This is a genomic window from Bradyrhizobium sp. ORS 285, from assembly GCF_900176205.1.
Lineage (GTDB): Bacteria > Pseudomonadota > Alphaproteobacteria > Rhizobiales > Xanthobacteraceae > Bradyrhizobium.
In genome coordinates this window covers 1324655-1341602 of record NZ_LT859959.1, presented here as the reverse complement: position 1 = coordinate 1341602, position 16948 = coordinate 1324655, and the positions used below count along the sequence as shown (strand labels likewise).

Genomic DNA, 16948 nt, shown 5'->3' with positions numbered 1-16948 from the left:
CGGGTGTCTTCATTCGAGCAGGGAGTGCGGCCGGCTTCATTATATTAGACTAGCCATCATCGGAGCGTGACATGGATCTAAGTGAGCGACGTCAACAGAGTTTCGTTCAGTAGTACATCCCGTACGCGCTTGTTGAACCTCTCGATGAAAGTGTTCTGCCTGAGGTCTCCCGGCACGAATTGCCGAGCGATGCGGCTCCGATCCGCATGTTTGGATCGCGTTGCTGGTGAGCTCGCTGGTATTATCACTCACCACGATGCCGTGCTTGCCTTGCCTCGCTACCAGCCAATCCGGCTCGCCAGCGCCGAGGGGCGTCGGAGAGTGAGGTGCCAGCCAGTTCCGGTCCGACTGCAACAAACGCACAGTTTCTCTCGAATCGCCGCTCGCTAGCCTAAGGCGCGCTCACGAATGTTTCAAAAACAAGGCAGACTCACCCACGCTGGTCTGAGCCTTACAGGTACAAAGGTCCGTCAAAACTCGTCCGCTCTGTTTAATCCATTTCGGTCTAACACCTCACACCCTAGAGGATCGCGGTATGGAAGATCGCGGCGTGACCAATGTAGTAAGTCAATAGGGTCAGGGAGAGCGCCGCACATAACCAAGCTGGGGCTAACCAAGGAGTACGATATTCGGCGCCTCCCGAGCGATCATCCGCAAAAATGGCTACTAGTGCGACAATTATAACCGAGTGTCCTATCACATCAAGCATGCCGAATTGGAAGCATGCGCTGGTGAATATTCCGAGCAGTACGATCGCCGAAACACGCCGAACCAAGGGCGTCCAGGTCAGGGCGAAAGCAAGCGTGAACTCGACCATGCCCGCGGCACGCATATAGAACTCCTTGTCGAATCCAAATGTAATGGTTGGATGCTCGAGCAGCAGGGGATAACTCCATTGTGGATAGGCCCACTTCTCCACAGACGCCCACATCAATGTGACTGCTATTGCATAGCGCATCACATCGAGCGGGGCCCTGCCGCACAGATCCTTTTGTAATCCTGTAAGAGCGAAATAGGAGGCAATGCCCAGAAAAATTGGATAATCGGCCAAATGGAATACGCCGTAATTGCAAACGGCGACCCCGAACAGAAGCACGATACCTGCCGCCGAAAATAGCATCGTACGCCGTGATAGTAGACCGGCCGAAATAGCCAGCTGCAGAATGCCGACCATCGGCGATGCAGTTTTCAGTTCGGGCGTCAGAATCAGACCTCCGACGAACCAAAGCGCGACAAAAAAGATTCCGGACACCATGCGAATCAAGAGTTCGGTACGATGACGAAGTGCTTCGGTGAAAAAGTCGAGCGATGCTGTCACCACCTCGCCAAGAGACGTGCGCTCCAGGACGCAGCCGGAAACGAACCCCACAAGAGCCCCCCCTAGAAGAACCTCGAAATCTTGGCAAAGGACGTTCTCCAGCCCCGTCGGCTGGCCGGCGACATCATACGAACAGAACCATTTAACATGAGCGTAGGCCGTCCCCGTCCTTAGCACCGAGAACGATAGTCCGACGACGCACTTTAAAAGCAGGGAGCCGACCGACACTTCGCCAAAGCGCGCCGATTCGTTGAGCGCCTTACACGCGCGAATTAGCCGGGAGCCACACGTAATTGCATCGCCGATTTCAGTCATATCGACAAGAAATACGCACGTGCTGGACCGTGGGCAGAAATATAGCCGAAGATCGAGTTTAGGCGAAATGAAATTGATAGGCACCAGTCTCCATCAACGGCGGCGCATAACCGCCGCACTCGGCCAAGGACAGCGAATTTAGCCCGTTGCTTCATCGGGTTAGCGTCTGTAAACTGGTCGTTATTTCGATTGCACATGGCCTCACGTACTATTAAGATCGCTTTTTATATCCGCTAGTGCGTGCGACTTGCACAGTCTTCCGAAGATGTTGCATCGAACTGTCGATCAGCTGACTACGTGGTAGAATATAACTTCTGGCACCTCTACCGGTTATCCACATTCTCGACACCACTCATTTGACAGATAATTCAAGAGCCGCACTTACCAGAGACCGGTTAGTCCTCAAAAGACCTGCCGCCTATCCGCCGCAACATACTTGCGTTACGTGACCTCCAAATGTACGTTATCAATGATTTTGCGACTTCGATCTGAGACACACAACCTACATATGCCCAGCATGCGGCTGCCGCCACCCTAGCAAGATGGCGTTTTTTAAACCGCGGCACTTCCGGTAGACGGCTGATCCAGCCGTACACCCAACGCACGCTCGTTAGTTTGGGGCATATTATGGCTTCACCATTACTCTGACTCAATCTTGAGACAAGGTCACGTAGCTGAACTCATCCGTTGAACAACAACTCCGCCGCCGCCCCCGGACTTAGTCCAACAATTCCGACATAGCTCGGAGACGGCATCGGAATTTCTCGGTATGTTGGACGCCATAAGTGCAGGCAATACCTGCTATTGTTGACATACAGAGATTGAGGCGGATGCAACTGCATGACGCACTCTTCTTCGTCCCACAACAGGTCTTTGACAAGACACATCTCGACCCAATTCGGACAGCGCCGCGGGGTTGAAACAGCAACATGCTCCCAGCCGGGACGGACAAATACACTTATCTTGAGTTCACACCCGCAAGGCCCCATCACAACAAACAGACCGCCAGGACCTGTTCCTGGAGCAGTAGCGAAGCGACCGTCCTTCACGCGCCCCGCCTCCAATTTATCCGCTATTTTCGCTCTCACACGCACCCTCCACCTCTGGGGACAATCCCTATTAATACGCAGACGTCCATTGTTTCGCGACAAGTCTAACAACCTGATCCTACCAGCAATCCTTTCTTCAGCTAGCCAACGCCGTCGGGAGATGAGGCGACTAGGCAGCGCACCGGACTTGCAGCGCCAATATATTCTGGGCGCTCAATATCGCCTCTCACGGCCAGAAGCATCCAGTCGGACCTTTCGCAACAAGGGCGCTCAGGCAGCACTTAGCACAAGGTTACGCGCCCAAGCATCCTGAGTCACAACCGCACAATGGACAGACCAGCCCCCCCTTACTTGCCTGCTCGTACACCACAACAATCAGCGCCAACTCGCTCACGGCCGAACCGCGCACCATCGACCACGCTTCATGCATTATGGCTGCGACCTGTCTAAAAACTGACAAGGTCGGATTGCCGTCTTGCGCAAGACCGACTCGCGACGCCGCCAGTCAGGGGAGGGCGGAGCTTTCCTAGCTTTGCCGCAGCAACCGCTGCCCTACCCCCCCCCCCCGGGGGGCTACCGGGAGGGGCGATTAGCGACGAAACTTCACCATCGCCTCACCGCCCCACTCGGCGCACAAACCGACCAAACGCAAAACGTTACTGGAAACGGCTTGTGAAGCAGGCCGCCATCAGCGGATCACGGAAAACGGATCGCGGAAAGCGGATTACCAAAGCGATAATTCAAACGACCCATGACGAGATTAGCGTCCCCACCAGCCGCAAAGCCGCTGACACCAACTCCATTCGGCGGCGTAAACGTAGCATCATGCCCCCCCTCAAAGACACGATCGTACTCCAACCCGAAAGACCAGTTCTGATTAAGCGAAACCTCCAGTCCAGCGCCGATTGCAGCACCAAGCCGGACATTATAGCCCGTTTCACTCGCCAATCGCCCACTCGGCCAGAAGAAGCGATAATTGCGATCCGTTACCGCAGCGCCACCCTTTACGTAAAGAAGAGCATTGCTTACCGTGTAACCGACCTGGCCGGTGAACAGTCCGAAAGCGTCCGTGCGCGACGCAACAATGGCGCGCGGATCAACCAGATTAGGAGTACTACCGGAAAGATTCGCCCAATTGCCCTGCGCTTCAACACCAAAAACCCATCCAGCGGATTGCCACCGGTAGCCAAACTGACCGCCACCCGTCGCACCCGCCGCATCATAGCTACCGACGGGGCCGAACTGTGAGGCACTGCGCTCATCTCTAGTGAAGCCCCCTCCACCGTTAACGCCGGCGTAAAAGCCACTCCAGTCAAAGATAGTAGCCACTGCAGGCCGTGGCGGACTGAATGCAGGGAACTCGATAGGCTGAATGGCCAGATCTGTTGCCAAGGCGGACGTCGACGCTGCCACCGACAAGATGCTTACAATCGCGAATTTGAACTTATTCATTCCGAGAGACCGTTTTGTTTAGTGGAGAACCCAACCCCCCTGCATCATTAATCGAGACAAACTTAAATGCTGTAGTTGAAACGCAACATTGGTCACTCACAGCCCTGAAGAATCTGACGTAACGCGAGATATCTCCGAGCATTATCTAAATTGGCGGGCGGAAAGAGGTGCATCAAATGTGTAATCGGCTGGGAGAGCAGAACTCAATCATCGACCCGCGAGGCAAGACGGAATCAATTTTCATAAACGGACGGCACAGAGTTGACGCGACGCGATGCGGGTCTAGCTCGGGCATGCAACCGAGCGACACTATATCAAACTCGGCAGCCAGTTCAGGACGCCCTTCTTGATAGCTACAACCGTCGACGCTCTATCCTGCTCTCAACGAAAGCTTCTATTAGACCTTGACGATGCCAAGCGCAGCCTCACTGCCCTAGCCTACCGGCTAAAACAACAACTGGCCGTACTGCTCGCTGATATACCATAGCCCCGCGGGCTTGCCGCAACCTCACCGCAACGAACGATCGATCGTACCATATTACTACCAATCAGCTCCGCAACCGCCCGTTTCTCCACCTGATTACTTGGCACAATGCCAAGCGCTGCAGTATGAACCATCCAAGGAAGGTTTGTGGAGAACAAACGGACAAACACGAGTACCTCGACACAGAGGTTTTGACTCTTTTCTTTCTCGCTGCTACAGTGGCCACTTTGGGATAGGCGCGCGGCCTAGTTTGGCACGTGCCTGTTCGGTCATGAACATCCATTTGATCCGTGCTCGCTAAGCATTCCGACGTTTCTCCCATGCGGCGGTCTCTTTGACGAGGCGAGCGTAAACGTCGATGCGCCGGTCGAGGCACTGGCGGACGAGGACGCTGATCTCGATCTCGACATGTTGAGCCAGCTGGCATGCTTCGGAGTGTGATGGAACTCCAGGCGACGGAGCAGCCAGCGTGCTTGGTCGGCAGGGAACGCCTGATAGAGCGCGCCGGCCGTATGGGTGGACAGATTGTCGAGCACCACGCGAATTCGAACGGCTTTGGGATAGTGCACGTCGGCGAGTTCGCGCATACAATGGGCGAAGTCGGTGGCGGCGCGATGCTCGGTGACCTTCACCTTGCGCCATGGACGGTTCACGTCGATGAGCACGAACAGATTGGCCGTGCCATTGCGCCGATACTCGTAATCGTAGCGTTCGATCCGTCCAGGCTTTGCCGAGATCGATGGCCGGGTCTCGCAGATGAGCTGGACAGGGCTCTCATCGAAGCAGACCACAGGCTGATGCGGATCGGCCGGCTCGGCGTACAGATCGAGCACATCCGCCATGCGCGCGACATACTCCGCGTCGACCTTGGGCACGCACCACATGCGCCTGCGCCATGGTTTGAGATCGTTCTCGGCCAGACGTCGCCGCATGGTCTCACGCGACAGGCTCTCCTGGGGAGTCAACCTAACTATCTCGTCGGCCAGAAGCTCCAGCGTCCAACGCGCCCCGGCCCGCAGGCGGGCTCGAGCAGGCGGTGGCCACCAGCAGGGCTTCCTGCTTGTCGGTGAGCTTGCGTTCCGCACCGGCCCGTGGCTCCTCGCTCAGGGCGGCAGTCAGATTGTCTTCGACGATACGACGTCCGGTCCGGTACACCGTCGAATGACCAACGCCGACGTTGGTGGCAATGTCGGCGTCGCTCATCCCGGCATCGGCTGCCAGTAGGATCTGCGCCCGCTTGAGCTTGCGCACCGCCTGGCTGCCGCCGGCCAAAAAGAGTTCCAGTTCCGCCCCCTCGGCGCTGCTCAGATCAACATGATAGCGTACGTTCATCGTGGCCTCCGTCCCGAAGGCCCAGCTGAATCGACCGATGAAATAAAATGTCCGACAAGGCCATTTGCAGAACTCCGGGCGCCTCACGCAGCATCCAAGTTCTCGTCGCCCCCGGAGACCTGCCGATCCTGCAGGACCACTATCAACCGGTCAAAACCTCTGTGTCGAGGTACTAGCCCACAAACCAGTCGTTCGAGCCAATCCGCCGAATTGCGTCGCCGCTTGAGCAGCGCGACATTCGACAATGAGGCAATCCCCATCGCCTCAGCCCATGCGGCCGTCAACCTCAGCCCGCGCGTGCCTCAACAATACGCCAGCACCAGCCGCAGCTGATCCATAGCGCATTCGAAATTAGAGATATATAGCCCGCTTTTCTCTGTTGAGCTTGACCGCCCGCGACGGATATGGACTGGCTGTCCTGGAGACCAGCGGCCGTGAGCGCCGCGACGATGTGGAGCGGGGATGGCCGAGCGGAATTGCAACGGGCGAGTGGCCCTGATCACGGGCGTGACCGGGCAGGACGGCGCCTATCTGGCCGAATATCTGCTCGGCCTGGGCTACACCGTCCACGGCATCAAGCGCCGCTCGTCATCGTTCAATACCGCCCGGGTCGATCATCTCTACAAGGACCCGCACGAAGATAACGTGCCGTTCCTACTGCATTACGGCGATATGACCGATTCCACCAACCTGATCCGGCTGGTGCAGCAGATCCGCCCGGACGAAATCTACAACCTCGCCGCGCAGAGCCATGTCGGCGTTAGCTTCGAGAGCCCCGAATATACCGCCAATGCCGACGCGCTTGGCGTACTGCGCCTGTTGGAAGCCATTCGCATTCTCGGTATGGAGAAGGAGGCGCGGTTCTATCAGGCCTCCACCTCCGAGCTCTATGGCCTGGTCCAGGAGATCCCGCAGCGGGAGACCACGCCGTTCTATCCGCGCTCGCCCTATGGCTGCGCCAAGCTCTATGGCTACTGGATCACGGTGAACTACCGCGAGGCCTATGGGATGTTCGCGAGCAACGGCATCCTGTTCAATCATGAAAGCCCAATCCGTGGCGAGACCTTCGTGACGCGCAAGATCACCCGCGGCGTCGCGCGGATCGAGACCGGCCTGGAAGACACCATCTATCTCGGCAATCTCGAGGCTAAGCGCGACTGGGGCCATGCGCGCGATTACGTCGAGGGCATGCACCGCATCCTGCAATGCGACACGCCCGACGATTTCGTGCTAGCCACCGGTGAGACCCGTTCGGTGCGCGAGTTCGTCGAGCTCGCCTTTGCCGAGGTGGGGCGCCGCATCGAATGGCGCGGCGAGGGCGTCGACGAGGCCGGCATTGATGCCAACTCAGGCAAGACGGTGGTCCGAATCGACCCAACCTATTTCCGCCCGACCGAGGTCGATCTTCTGATCGGGGACTCCGGCAAGGCGCGCGACAAGCTCGGCTGGACGCCGAAGACGAGCTTCACCCAGCTGGTCAAGGAGATGGTCGCAAGCGATCTCATCGCTGTGCGGCAGGAGGCCGGCCGTGGCGGCAACTTGCTTTGAGCTGGCCGGAAAACGTGTCTTCGTGGCCGGCCATCGCGGCATAGTCGGCAGCGCGCTGCTGCGGCGGCTCGCCCGGGAGGGCGTGGAACTGCTGACGGTGCCGCGGAGCGAGGTCGATCTGCGCGACTAGGCGGCCGTGTTCAAATGGTTCGCTTCGACCAGACCGCAGGCGGTGTTCCTCGCTGCGGCCACGGTCGGCGGCATCGTCGCCAACAATACGCGGCGGGCGGAGTTCATTTACGACAATATTGCGATCGCAGCCAGCGTCATCCACGCCGCGCATCTGAACGGCGCCGAGATGCTGATGTTTCTCTGCTCGTCCTGCATCTATTCGAAGCGGGCGCCGCAGCCGCTGCGCGAAGACGTCATGCTGACGGGGCTGCTCGAGCCGACCAACGCCCCCTATGCGATCGCCAAGATTGCGGGCATCAAGATGGTCGAGGCTTATCGCTGCCAGTATGGCGACAACTTCATCAGCGTAATGCCACCAACCTCTACGGTCCCGGCGACAACAATCATCCCGAGTTCAGCCATGTCGTGTCCGCGCTGATCCGGCGCTTCCACGAAGCCAAGGCCGCGGGCGGAGCGGAAGTCGCCGTCTGAGGCACCGGTACGCCGCGCCGCGAACTTCTCTATGTCGTCGACATGGCCGATGCCTGCGTGCACCTGATGCAGACCTATTCGCAAGCGAAGCTGGTCAACATCGGCACCGGAGAGGACATCAGCATCGCGGATTTCGCCCGCGTAGTCGCCGCGACCGTGGGTTTCGAGGGACGCATCACCTACGACACGTTGCGCCCGGATGGTACGCCGCGCAAACTGCTCGACATGTCTCGCCGCGCTCGGCTGGCGCGCGACGACGTCGGTGGAGGAGGGAATCGCGAGGGCCTATCAGGCCTTCCTGCAGGAGACTGGGCAGGCTGGCGCCTAACTCTCCGCTGTCGTCCGGCGTATGCCAGACTAGGCGCGGGACGTGGTGAGACGCGTGGAACGCGCTGCCTCTCATTCCCGATATCACGCGATACCGGTGCCGGCCTTCGCCGGGACTAAGCGTCTAGGATCCTCCACGAGCACTTCGCTGCAGGCAGCAGCCGGGCACGAAAAGACAATGCCTTTCCGAAAACCTCACCGTCAAATCCAGACTTGCTCTCAACCTCGTGCAGGCATTCCTAAACAGGTCGTCGATACGCCGCAAAATTAAACGGGCCGGATGGAACGAAAGCTCCCTTTTGGAGCTCATTCGCTGCCCGCGGTAGAGCCGGTGGATCTCGGACGGCTTGCCTCCGCTGGGGTGTATTCCCGGGCGTGGTTTAACTCGGTAGAGTAAAGCCGTCCGCCCGCGCGCTCCCTCTGTAGTGAGGCCGAGCTTTGGACCACCCAGAACTAGAGTTTTGCGCCCTGATCACGGTGGCGGGCTGGTTGCGCCATCGTGGTTTTGCAGCAGAATCGGCGGTTTGTTGCCGATCGCGCCGTGCGGCCGTTCTTCGTTGTAGGACCTGCGCCAAGTCTCCACTTTTTCCTCGGCATCCGCAAGCGTCAGGAACCAATGGGCATTGAGACATTCCTCCCGGAAGCGTCCGTTGAACGCCTCGATGAAAGCATTGTCCGTCGGCTTGCCGGGCCTGGAGAAGTCCAGCGTGACGCCGCGCTGATACGCCCAGACGTCGAGATCGCGCGACACGAACTCGGTGCCTTGATCGACACGGATCGTTGCCGGGAATCCCACTTCATCGCGGACCCCTTCCAGTATCTCCACGACATCGGTGCCGCGGAAAGTGAACCGCGGTGTCAGCGCTGGCGAGAATCGGGAGAAGATGTCGACGATCGTGAGCACCCGTAGCTTACGTCCGGTTGCCAACTGATAGTGGACGAAGTCCATCGCCCAGGTCTCGTTCGATCGCGTCGCCGGCCTGCGATCATCCCGCAACTTGGCCCTGACTCGACGCTTCGGCGCCTTGTTGCGTAATTGCAGGCCCAATTCGCGATAGACCCGCCGCGTCTTGTTCTGCCCGTGGCGCCATCCTTCGCGACGAAGCACGACGTGAATGCGGCGATAACCGTAGCGGACGCGAACCTGACAGATCTCCCTGGTCCGTTGTTCGAGGGCGGCCTGGTCGGAGCGACGGGATCTGTAGTGGTAGGTCGACCTGTCGAACTCCAGGGCCTCGCAGGCCCTGCGGATCGACACCTGCCACTTGCCGCAGATCTCGTCGACGAGCTTGCACTTCCGACCAGGCTTCACAGCTTTCGGCGGATCATGTCCTGCAGCATCTCCTTGTCGAGCGACAGATCGGCCACCAGCTTCCTCAGCTTGCCGTTCTCGTCCTCAAGCTGCTTCAGCCGCCGCATCTCGGTCGGCAGCAGCCCGTCGTACTTCTTCTTCCAACTGAAATAGGTCGCTGGGCTGATCCCGGCCTTGCGGCAGATGTCCGTGACCGGCACGCCGTCGTTGCCCTGCTTCAGAATGAACGCCTTCTGGGCGTCCGAAAACTTCGAGGCCTTCATCGTCTTCCGCTCTTCACAGCCGGGGAATCGGCAGCGCAAGACTCTAGCCAAAAATGGTCCAGTTTCCCGGCCGCCGCAGCCCGACATCATCGGCCCGGCTCGTCTGATATCTGACCGTCATGCGGCAACAGCCGACGGCTTTACACGCCCGCCGTTCGCTCATCCCGTGAACGCCCACGAGATGTACAACAGCCTTCCGCTTCGCCGCGGGCGTAACCACTTCTTTCCCAGGAGATCCTTCAGGGCGGCATTGTCCAGCATGGCATCCGCCAGCAGCCGCTTGAGCCGCGTGTTCTCGTCCTCCAGCGTCTTCAGCCGCTTGGCCTCCGAGACGTCCATTCCGCTGAATTTGGCCTTCCACTTGTAAATGCTAGCGTCGCTCACGCCATGCTTGCGGCACAGATCGGCGACCGCAACGCCAGCCTCGTGCTCCTTCAAAATCGCGATGATCTGCTCTTCCCTAAAGCGGCTGCGCTTCATGCTCTGGTCCTCTCTAGGGGCCAGAACGAACTTCAAACTGGATTAAGCCCGAGCGGCAAGGTCAGAGGCACAGCTTTCCAAACCTTTAAGCTGTCGCGCGGATCAAGAGCAAGCGCGGCAAGGACAAAACCGTCGAGCGTCACTTTCTGATGAGCTAGAACTTCAGCGCACGGAGGTTCTGCGCACCGTTCGCCCCCATCGGAGCATCGAAAACCGCCTGCACTGGCAGCTCGATGTCGCCTCGTTGCGTCTCAAGCTCAAGCGCGCCGGCTGGAACGATTAATCCTGTTTCGAACTCCGCAGTCACGTGCGATTGCCCTGCCCCGCGACGAGAGCTCTCCGAACTAACTCCTCGACTACGCCTTCGTCGCGATGCACAAGCTGATCGATACGCTCCCAACGTTTCTCCTTCGAGCGCGTGCTCTTTGTGCGGACCTCGATCGACACGACGGTGCAGCACACGACTGACAACGCAAATTGCAAACCACCTGCGCCAATTCGGCAGCGACTATCACGTTACCCAGGCCACGACCGTCGTCTCCGATCTCGGTGGCGGTATTCACGCCATGGTCGGCGGCGCCGACTACGTCGCCAGCACGGTTTAACCGCCCCACGGATGCGTACGGGCAGCCGGACTCTTTGTTCAAGCCGTGCGTATACACGTATCGCTCCGGCGTAGGCCGCCTTGTTCGGCGTCACCGGCCGCCTAAGGATATGGCCTTAAGTCCAGCCTTGAGGTCATGCGGCGATGCAGATGGAAGTTTTGGGCGCCGAACGGCGGCGTCGATGGAGTTATGAGGATAAGGTTCGTCTGATCGAGGAGACGATGCAGTCCGGGCAGACCGTCTGCGGAGTTGCCCGGCGGCATGGGGTGGCTCAGAGCCTGCTGTTCACCTGGCGCCGGCAGGCGCGGCAGGGCCGGCTGGGTGCCGAGGCTGTGCCGGCTATCGTTCCTGTCGCCATCGTGTCGTCGCAGGCTGACGACTTGACGAGGGTGCCATCACCACCGTCGCCATCGCGTGCCGCACCGAGCATGCGGGCCGGAACGATCGAGATCGAACTGGACGACTGCTGCGTGCGCGTCGACCGCGACGTGGACACCGAGGCACTTCGGCGCATTCTCGACCTTTTGAGGCGGCGATGATTCCGATCCCGAGCGACGTCAAGGTCTGGATTGCGACCGGCCACACGGACATGCGCCGTGGTATGCAGAGCCTGGCCCTGATGGTCCAGGAGATTTTGAAGCGAGATCCCCACGCCGGCGATCTCTACATCTTCCGCGGCCGTCGCGGGGATCTGGTCAAGATCCTGTGGCATGACGGAATCGGCTTGTCGCTCTACGCCAAGCGCCTCGACCGAGGAAAGTTCATCTGGCCCTCGGTGTCCAATGGCGCGGTGTCGATCTCGGCCGCGCAGATGGCCTACATGCTTGAGGCGATCGATTGGAGGAATCCGCAGCTGACATGGCGGCCACAGAGCGCAGGCTGAGCAGAGATAGTTGCGGCTTTCCGGTATTTAGGGAGTTCCAACCGGCCTGATCTGTGATTCACTGCGTCGCATGAACGCCGATTGCGATGCTGGACCGGATGACGTCGTCGCCCTGAAACAGGCGCTGGCGGCCGAGCGCGCGAAGGGATTGGAGGTCGCTGCCGAGCTTGCGGCTGCCCGAGCCAAGGCATCGGAAGACGAAGCCCTGATCGCGTCCCAGAAGCTGCAGATCGCCAAGCTGAGGCATCAGATCTACGGGCAGCGGTCGGAGCGTTCATCACGCCTGCTCGAACAACTGGCGCTGACGTTCGAAGAGCAGGAAGCTGGCGCCACCGAGGACGAGCTTGCGGCGGAACGCGCCGCGGCGAAGACCAGCACGGTCCGCGCCTTCACGCGCAAGCGCACCGAGCGACAAACCTTCCCCGAACATCTGCCCCGCGAGCGGGTGGTGATCGAGCCGCCGACGGCTTGCGAATGCTGCGGCAGCAATCGCCTGCGCAAGCTCGGCGAGGACGTGACGCGGACGCTGGAGGTGGTGCCGCGCCAATGGAAGGTGATCGAGACGGTGCGGGAGAAGTTCTCCTGCCGGGACTGCGAGAAGATCAGCCAGGTGCCGGCGCCGTTCCATGCCGTGGCGCGAGGATGGGCCGGGCCGAGCCTGCTGGCGATGATCATGTTCGAGAAGTTCGGTCAGCATCAGCCCTTGAACCGCCAGGCCGAGCGCTATGCGCTGGAGGGCGTGCCGATAGCGCTCTCGACCATGGCGGATGCCGTGGGGTCGGTCTGTGCGTCGCTGGACCCGCTGCTGCGCCTGGTTGAAGCGCATGTCATGACGGCCGAGCGCCTTCATGCCGACGATACGACCGTGCCGGTGCTGGCCAAGGGAAAGACTGACACGGGGCGGTGCTGGATCTATGTCCGGGACGACCGGCCGTTCGGTGGTGCGGACCCGCCGGCAGCGATGTTCTACTACTCGCGCGATCGCAAGGGCGAGCATCCGCAGGCGCATCTGGCGCGGTATGCCGGCATCCTGCAGGCCGACGCCTATGACGGCTATAACCAGCTCTATCTGGCTGGACGCGGCCCTGGACCGATCCGCGAGGCGTCGTGCTGGGCGCATGCGCGGCGCCCGTTCTTTGCCATGGCCGATCTGGAGGAGAATGCGCGCCGCAAGGCTGCGGGCAAGAAGGAGATCCCGCTTTCTCCGATCGCAATCGAGGTCGTGCGCCGGATCGATGCGTTGTTCGAGATCGAGCGTTCCATCAATGGCAAAAGCGCGCAGGAGCGTCTCGAAGCACGGCAGACGCTCAGTCGGCCTTTGACCGAAGACCTGCGGCTCTACATGCAAGAGCAACTCGCCAAGCTCGCCCGGGGGCACGACCTTGCCAAGGCATTCAATTACGTGCTGAAGCGATGGCCGAGCTTCACGCTGTTCCTCGATGACGGTCGTGTGTGCCTCTCCAACAATGCCGCCGAGCGCGGTCTGCGAGGCATCGCCCTTGGTCGAAAATCCTGGCTCTTCTGCGGGTCTGATCGCGGCGGCCGGCGCGCAGCTGCGATGTACAGCCTGATCGTCACCGCCAAAATGAACGGCATCGATCCGCAGGCCTGGCTGACCGATGTCATTGACCGGATTGCCGCTCACCCGTCCCAACAGCTCGACGAACTGCTGCCCTGGAACTGGACGCCTCAGGCCGCAGCGCTCTCCACCCGAGCAGCATGACCACGCACGTCAACAAAGTTCACCACGTCACCACCATCGCCAAGGTTGCCAAGGACCTCGGCGAAGATGACGAATGGTTGCACGACGTCGCCAGCGAATTGGACATCGAGGATGGCGTCATCTGGGTCTATGGCGCTGGTGACGATGGCGTCATGGCCTTGACCGACTTCGGGATCGACAACCTGATCGAACTCGTCAAAACACGTCGGCAGCTCTGAAATCTCTTCCCAGATGACGCCGCAAACCGGCTCCCCCCGCGGCCTACGGCGGATGATTACGTATACACCACCGCATTGCCGAACGGCTTCGAGCCAAGCACCCCGATCGTCGATGAGCCAGGATGCATTCGCAACTGGTGCCCGTAGAATCTCGGCCACTTAAATTCCGTCTTGGTGACGCCGACCCAGGCGATCACGCGCTTGACCAACGCGGCTCCAGGATAGGGTTGATCGCGCTTGGCGGCAAGGACGGCCCGAAGGCCGACCGCAACAAGATCGTCAACACCGCGCGCCGCTTCGGCATTAAGGCCCCAATGGACACGCAATCAACAGCAATCGGCTCCAACGATGTTACGGTGCTCAAGCACGCGCTGGCCTACGCGACATTCTCTAACAAGGGGAACCTTGTCATTCCGCAATCGCTGCTGGAGGCGCGCACCGGTGCCGGCGACCTAGCTTGGCACGGGGACCGCGACGGATCGCAGCGATATGAACGCATCATCCGCGCAGGCATCGCCTTGCACGAGGCGCTTCCCACGCTGCCGTGCGACCTGAAGCACGGGCGCATCGGACGGCGTAGCGACCATAATCTCCTAATACCCCTCAAGCTGAACAAAGAGGCAATTGCTGCTGTTCCCAAACAATTTCGCAGCGCCATCTGCCAACGACGAGCCAGAGCGCGATGCTCGCATGATGCGGTTGCGAAAGAAGATATTCGGCAGCCTTCGCAACTCACAAGGCGCGGACAACCTTGCAACGCTCCGTACTCTGATCGGCGCCGGTCGACCCACCAATGGAACATGCTCGAAACACTGTCCCTATGCCTCTCGCAGCATCGCCTAACCAAACAGAGACGACAATTACAGATGACTTAGAAAAAGACGATCCTATAGCTCCCGAATTCCCCGTCAAAAAACACAACGACGGAACCGCATCAGACGATTCACGAAGCGCCGTAGAACTTAATAGCTCAACGTTCATATGTTCGCGCCATCCAATAACAGAAGAGTGATTTGAACCACACGCTACGTCAGCTTGTAAAGCGGAACCAAACCACCGTACAGCCCGAGCAGCCATAACCACAATCCCGACCCTGCCCCATATCGGCCGCTCACAATCACCGATAGCGCTAAGCCGACAATAGTGATCATGACTCAACCAGAGACTGTCACAAAGCGATCGCCCGTCTCCTTGCTTCCGCCAAGACTTCACCCGCCCCTATTCGCATTCACTGCCGAAGTATCAGCTCAAAGTCCCCGCAATAACTCCAGCCACGTTTTCCGCCCATAAATAGACCGATGAAGCTCTAACGTGGCACGCTTCAAGCTTCACTAACAACTCGCGAGTACGGTATTTTGGATAGCATTGCCATTATAACCGCCAAAAGCAGTCTACGCTATACACTAGACGACTGTCTGAGAGCCCAGGGCTTTCATGTTCTTAGCTTCGCCTGCGGTTCAGAGATCGATCGCGTTCTTGCGACCGACGCCACACCCGACATCATCCTCATCGACAGCACACTTCCTAAGGAGAGCGCCCTTTCACTCTGCCAACGATTGCATCAGATGAACGCTCCTCCGATCATAGCGCTAATCGACAATGACGCAAAGCTGCCCGCCACAGATAATTTTGAAAATCAAGCATTGTTCCTTGAGATTGGGGCCGATGATTGTATCAGCACGCCTTTTACTCCACGAGTGCTGATCGCCCGAATTCGAGCCGTACTACGCCGGTCGATTGCAACATCCAACTATGAAGTCTATAGATCGCGACATAGGATACTAATAGGCGACCTAGTCATAAATCTTGATGCTCGCGCAATAACTCTTCGCGGCTCTTACGAGCAGGTCCAGCTATCGCGCTCGCAATACGATTTGCTGCATTGCTTCTTTATGCGACCGCAACGCCAGCTCTCGCGCGAGAAACTCCTTGAATGGACCCGCGGCGGCGCCGCAAACGTGTTTGATCGGTCAATAGACGTGCAGATTAGTCGCATTCGACAGAAGCTTCACGCATCCGGAAGCTGCGTCGCGGCAATGCTCAAAAGTATTCGCAATGCAGGATATATTCTCGATGCCCCTGTACACCCCGATGATGAATGAGCAATTATTCGTTGCATGTCATCCTGGCCCGTCGTTCACACAGGCGCAATCCGTTTGTGGCTTATAACATCCCTCCACTTTCGTCGCCTCCCAATCGAGTTTCGGCATTTTATAAGACAAACCGGTTAGATGAACCAAACGAAGGCCGCTCCTATGAGAGCTGACAGATGCAACTTTCGGAATAAGCTCGAGACCAACTCGACGGCGAGCGAGCCGGATCGATAAAGGAGATCATCGCATCCGCGACCCGCAATTGAACCCGACAAGTACGGCGCATGCACTCTGGTGCGGTACGGCCGGAGTGCGTTCGCGGACGCAGACAATGCTATGCTAATGAAGCTGATCAGAGAAATAGATACTACGCCGAGCCGCGGAATCCGACCTAAACGAAGATAGTGAGGTCTGCCGAAAGGGCGCATTGGGCGTGGCGCACCTGCAGGCAAACACTCGGAAAAGTCAAACGTAACAAGCAACTTGGTTGTTCGAGCGAACCGAATATTCCCCTCTCATTCCGACACCGAAAGGGAGTCAATTGTGCGACTCAACATATTCGACAAAGCTAAAAAGTTTAACGTACCCCTCCGCCAAGCGCCATCTTCGCAATTTGGTATTGGTGGTTCGGACTGTCGTTTATGGACAGATATAAGGACAGTGCCCCGATCGGGGATCGGGCGACTTGAACTGGTCGAGACAGGTCGGCGGCGTCGCTGTTCTAAGGATGAGAAGCGCAGGATTGTACTCGAGACCCGGCAGGTTTCGGCAACAGCCCGGCAGTACGGTCGTGTACCCGGGCATGGTGTAGCTCGGTAGAGCAAAGCCGTCCGCCCGCGCGCTCCCCCTTAGCGCTATAGCGGGTGGACGACTTTGCGGTGGTCACCGACGATTGCCCGGTAGGGTCGGGTTGCTGACACCAACCTGATTCGAGGAACGACCG

General features: G+C 58.9%; 10 protein-coding genes and 5 pseudogenes. 9 read left to right on the top strand and 6 right to left on the bottom strand.

Going from position 1 to position 16948, the window contains the following annotated elements; translation table 11 throughout:
- Positions 1–77: 77 nt before the first annotated feature.
- The 4 genes and pseudogenes from BRAD285_RS36650 to BRAD285_RS05875 all read right to left on the bottom strand — a co-directional run bounded on the left by BRAD285_RS36650 (position 78) and on the right by BRAD285_RS05875 (position 5950).
- Positions 78–176, bottom strand: a complete 99-nt coding sequence (locus BRAD285_RS36650) for an integrase core domain-containing protein (protein WP_371507549.1) — start codon at positions 174–176, stop codon at positions 78–80.
- Between the two features lie 344 nt (positions 177–520).
- Positions 521–1717 (bottom strand): hypothetical protein, encoded by a 1197-nt coding sequence (locus tag BRAD285_RS05890; RefSeq protein ID WP_006609524.1) that lies wholly within the window; start codon positions 1715–1717, stop codon positions 521–523.
- Positions 1718–3378: 1661 nt separating this feature from the next.
- Positions 3379–4134 (bottom strand): outer membrane protein, encoded by a 756-nt coding sequence (locus BRAD285_RS05880; protein WP_006609529.1) that lies wholly within the window; start codon positions 4132–4134, stop codon positions 3379–3381.
- A 697-nt stretch (positions 4135–4831) separates the two neighbouring features.
- Positions 4832–5950 (bottom strand): annotated as a pseudogene (locus BRAD285_RS05875) (IS630 family transposase).
- A 462-nt stretch (positions 5951–6412) separates the two neighbouring features.
- Here BRAD285_RS05875 and gmd point away from each other — a divergent pair.
- Entirely contained in the window at positions 6413–7498 is a 1086-nt protein-coding gene (gmd, locus tag BRAD285_RS05865) for a GDP-mannose 4,6-dehydratase (protein WP_085962747.1), read from the top strand.
- Positions 7479–8429: pseudogene (locus BRAD285_RS05860) on the top strand (GDP-L-fucose synthase family protein). Before gmd ends, BRAD285_RS05860 begins: the two are co-directional and overlap by 20 nt.
- Before the next feature lie 471 nt (positions 8430–8900).
- On the opposite strand, the gene BRAD285_RS05855 reads toward BRAD285_RS05860, so the two are convergent.
- Both BRAD285_RS05855 and BRAD285_RS05850 read right to left on the bottom strand, forming a co-directional pair.
- A protein-coding gene (locus BRAD285_RS05855) for an IS3 family transposase (protein WP_087877615.1) occupies positions 8901–10003 on the bottom strand; the annotation gives its coding sequence in 2 pieces (ribosomal slippage) (positions 8901–9742 and positions 9742–10003; 1104 coding nt in all).
- Positions 10004–10076: 73 nt separating this feature from the next.
- Positions 10077–10483, bottom strand: a pseudogene (locus BRAD285_RS05850) (transposase); the annotation flags it as partial.
- A gap of 89 nt (positions 10484–10572) precedes the next feature.
- Here BRAD285_RS05850 and BRAD285_RS35275 point away from each other — a divergent pair.
- The 7 genes and pseudogenes from BRAD285_RS35275 to BRAD285_RS05820 all read left to right on the top strand — a co-directional run.
- Positions 10573–10766 (top strand): annotated as a pseudogene (locus BRAD285_RS35275) (ISAs1 family transposase); the annotation flags it as partial.
- A 471-nt stretch (positions 10767–11237) separates the two neighbouring features.
- On the top strand, positions 11238–11627 hold the full coding sequence (locus tag BRAD285_RS05845) for a transposase (RefSeq protein WP_157681650.1): 390 nt from the start codon (positions 11238–11240) through the stop codon (positions 11625–11627).
- Complete coding sequence (gene tnpB, locus BRAD285_RS05840) at positions 11624–11971, top strand: IS66 family insertion sequence element accessory protein TnpB (protein ID WP_006613318.1); 348 nt, start codon at positions 11624–11626, stop codon at positions 11969–11971. Before BRAD285_RS05845 ends, tnpB begins: the two co-directional genes overlap by 4 nt.
- Positions 11972–12041: 70 nt before the next feature.
- Positions 12042–13694, top strand: coding sequence for an IS66 family transposase (locus BRAD285_RS05835; protein WP_157681670.1), 1653 nt, complete (start codon positions 12042–12044; stop codon positions 13692–13694).
- Complete coding sequence (locus BRAD285_RS05830; RefSeq protein ID WP_087877614.1) at positions 13691–13912, top strand: hypothetical protein; 222 nt, start codon at positions 13691–13693, stop codon at positions 13910–13912. The genes BRAD285_RS05835 and BRAD285_RS05830 overlap by 4 nt, the downstream gene beginning before the upstream one ends.
- A gap of 488 nt (positions 13913–14400) precedes the next feature.
- Positions 14401–14787 (top strand): annotated as a pseudogene (locus tag BRAD285_RS36210) (hypothetical protein); the annotation flags it as partial.
- A gap of 480 nt (positions 14788–15267) precedes the next feature.
- On the top strand, positions 15268–16014 hold the full coding sequence (locus BRAD285_RS05820) for a response regulator transcription factor (RefSeq protein WP_006613273.1): 747 nt from the start codon (positions 15268–15270) through the stop codon (positions 16012–16014).
- The last annotated feature ends 934 nt before the right edge of the window (positions 16015–16948 follow it).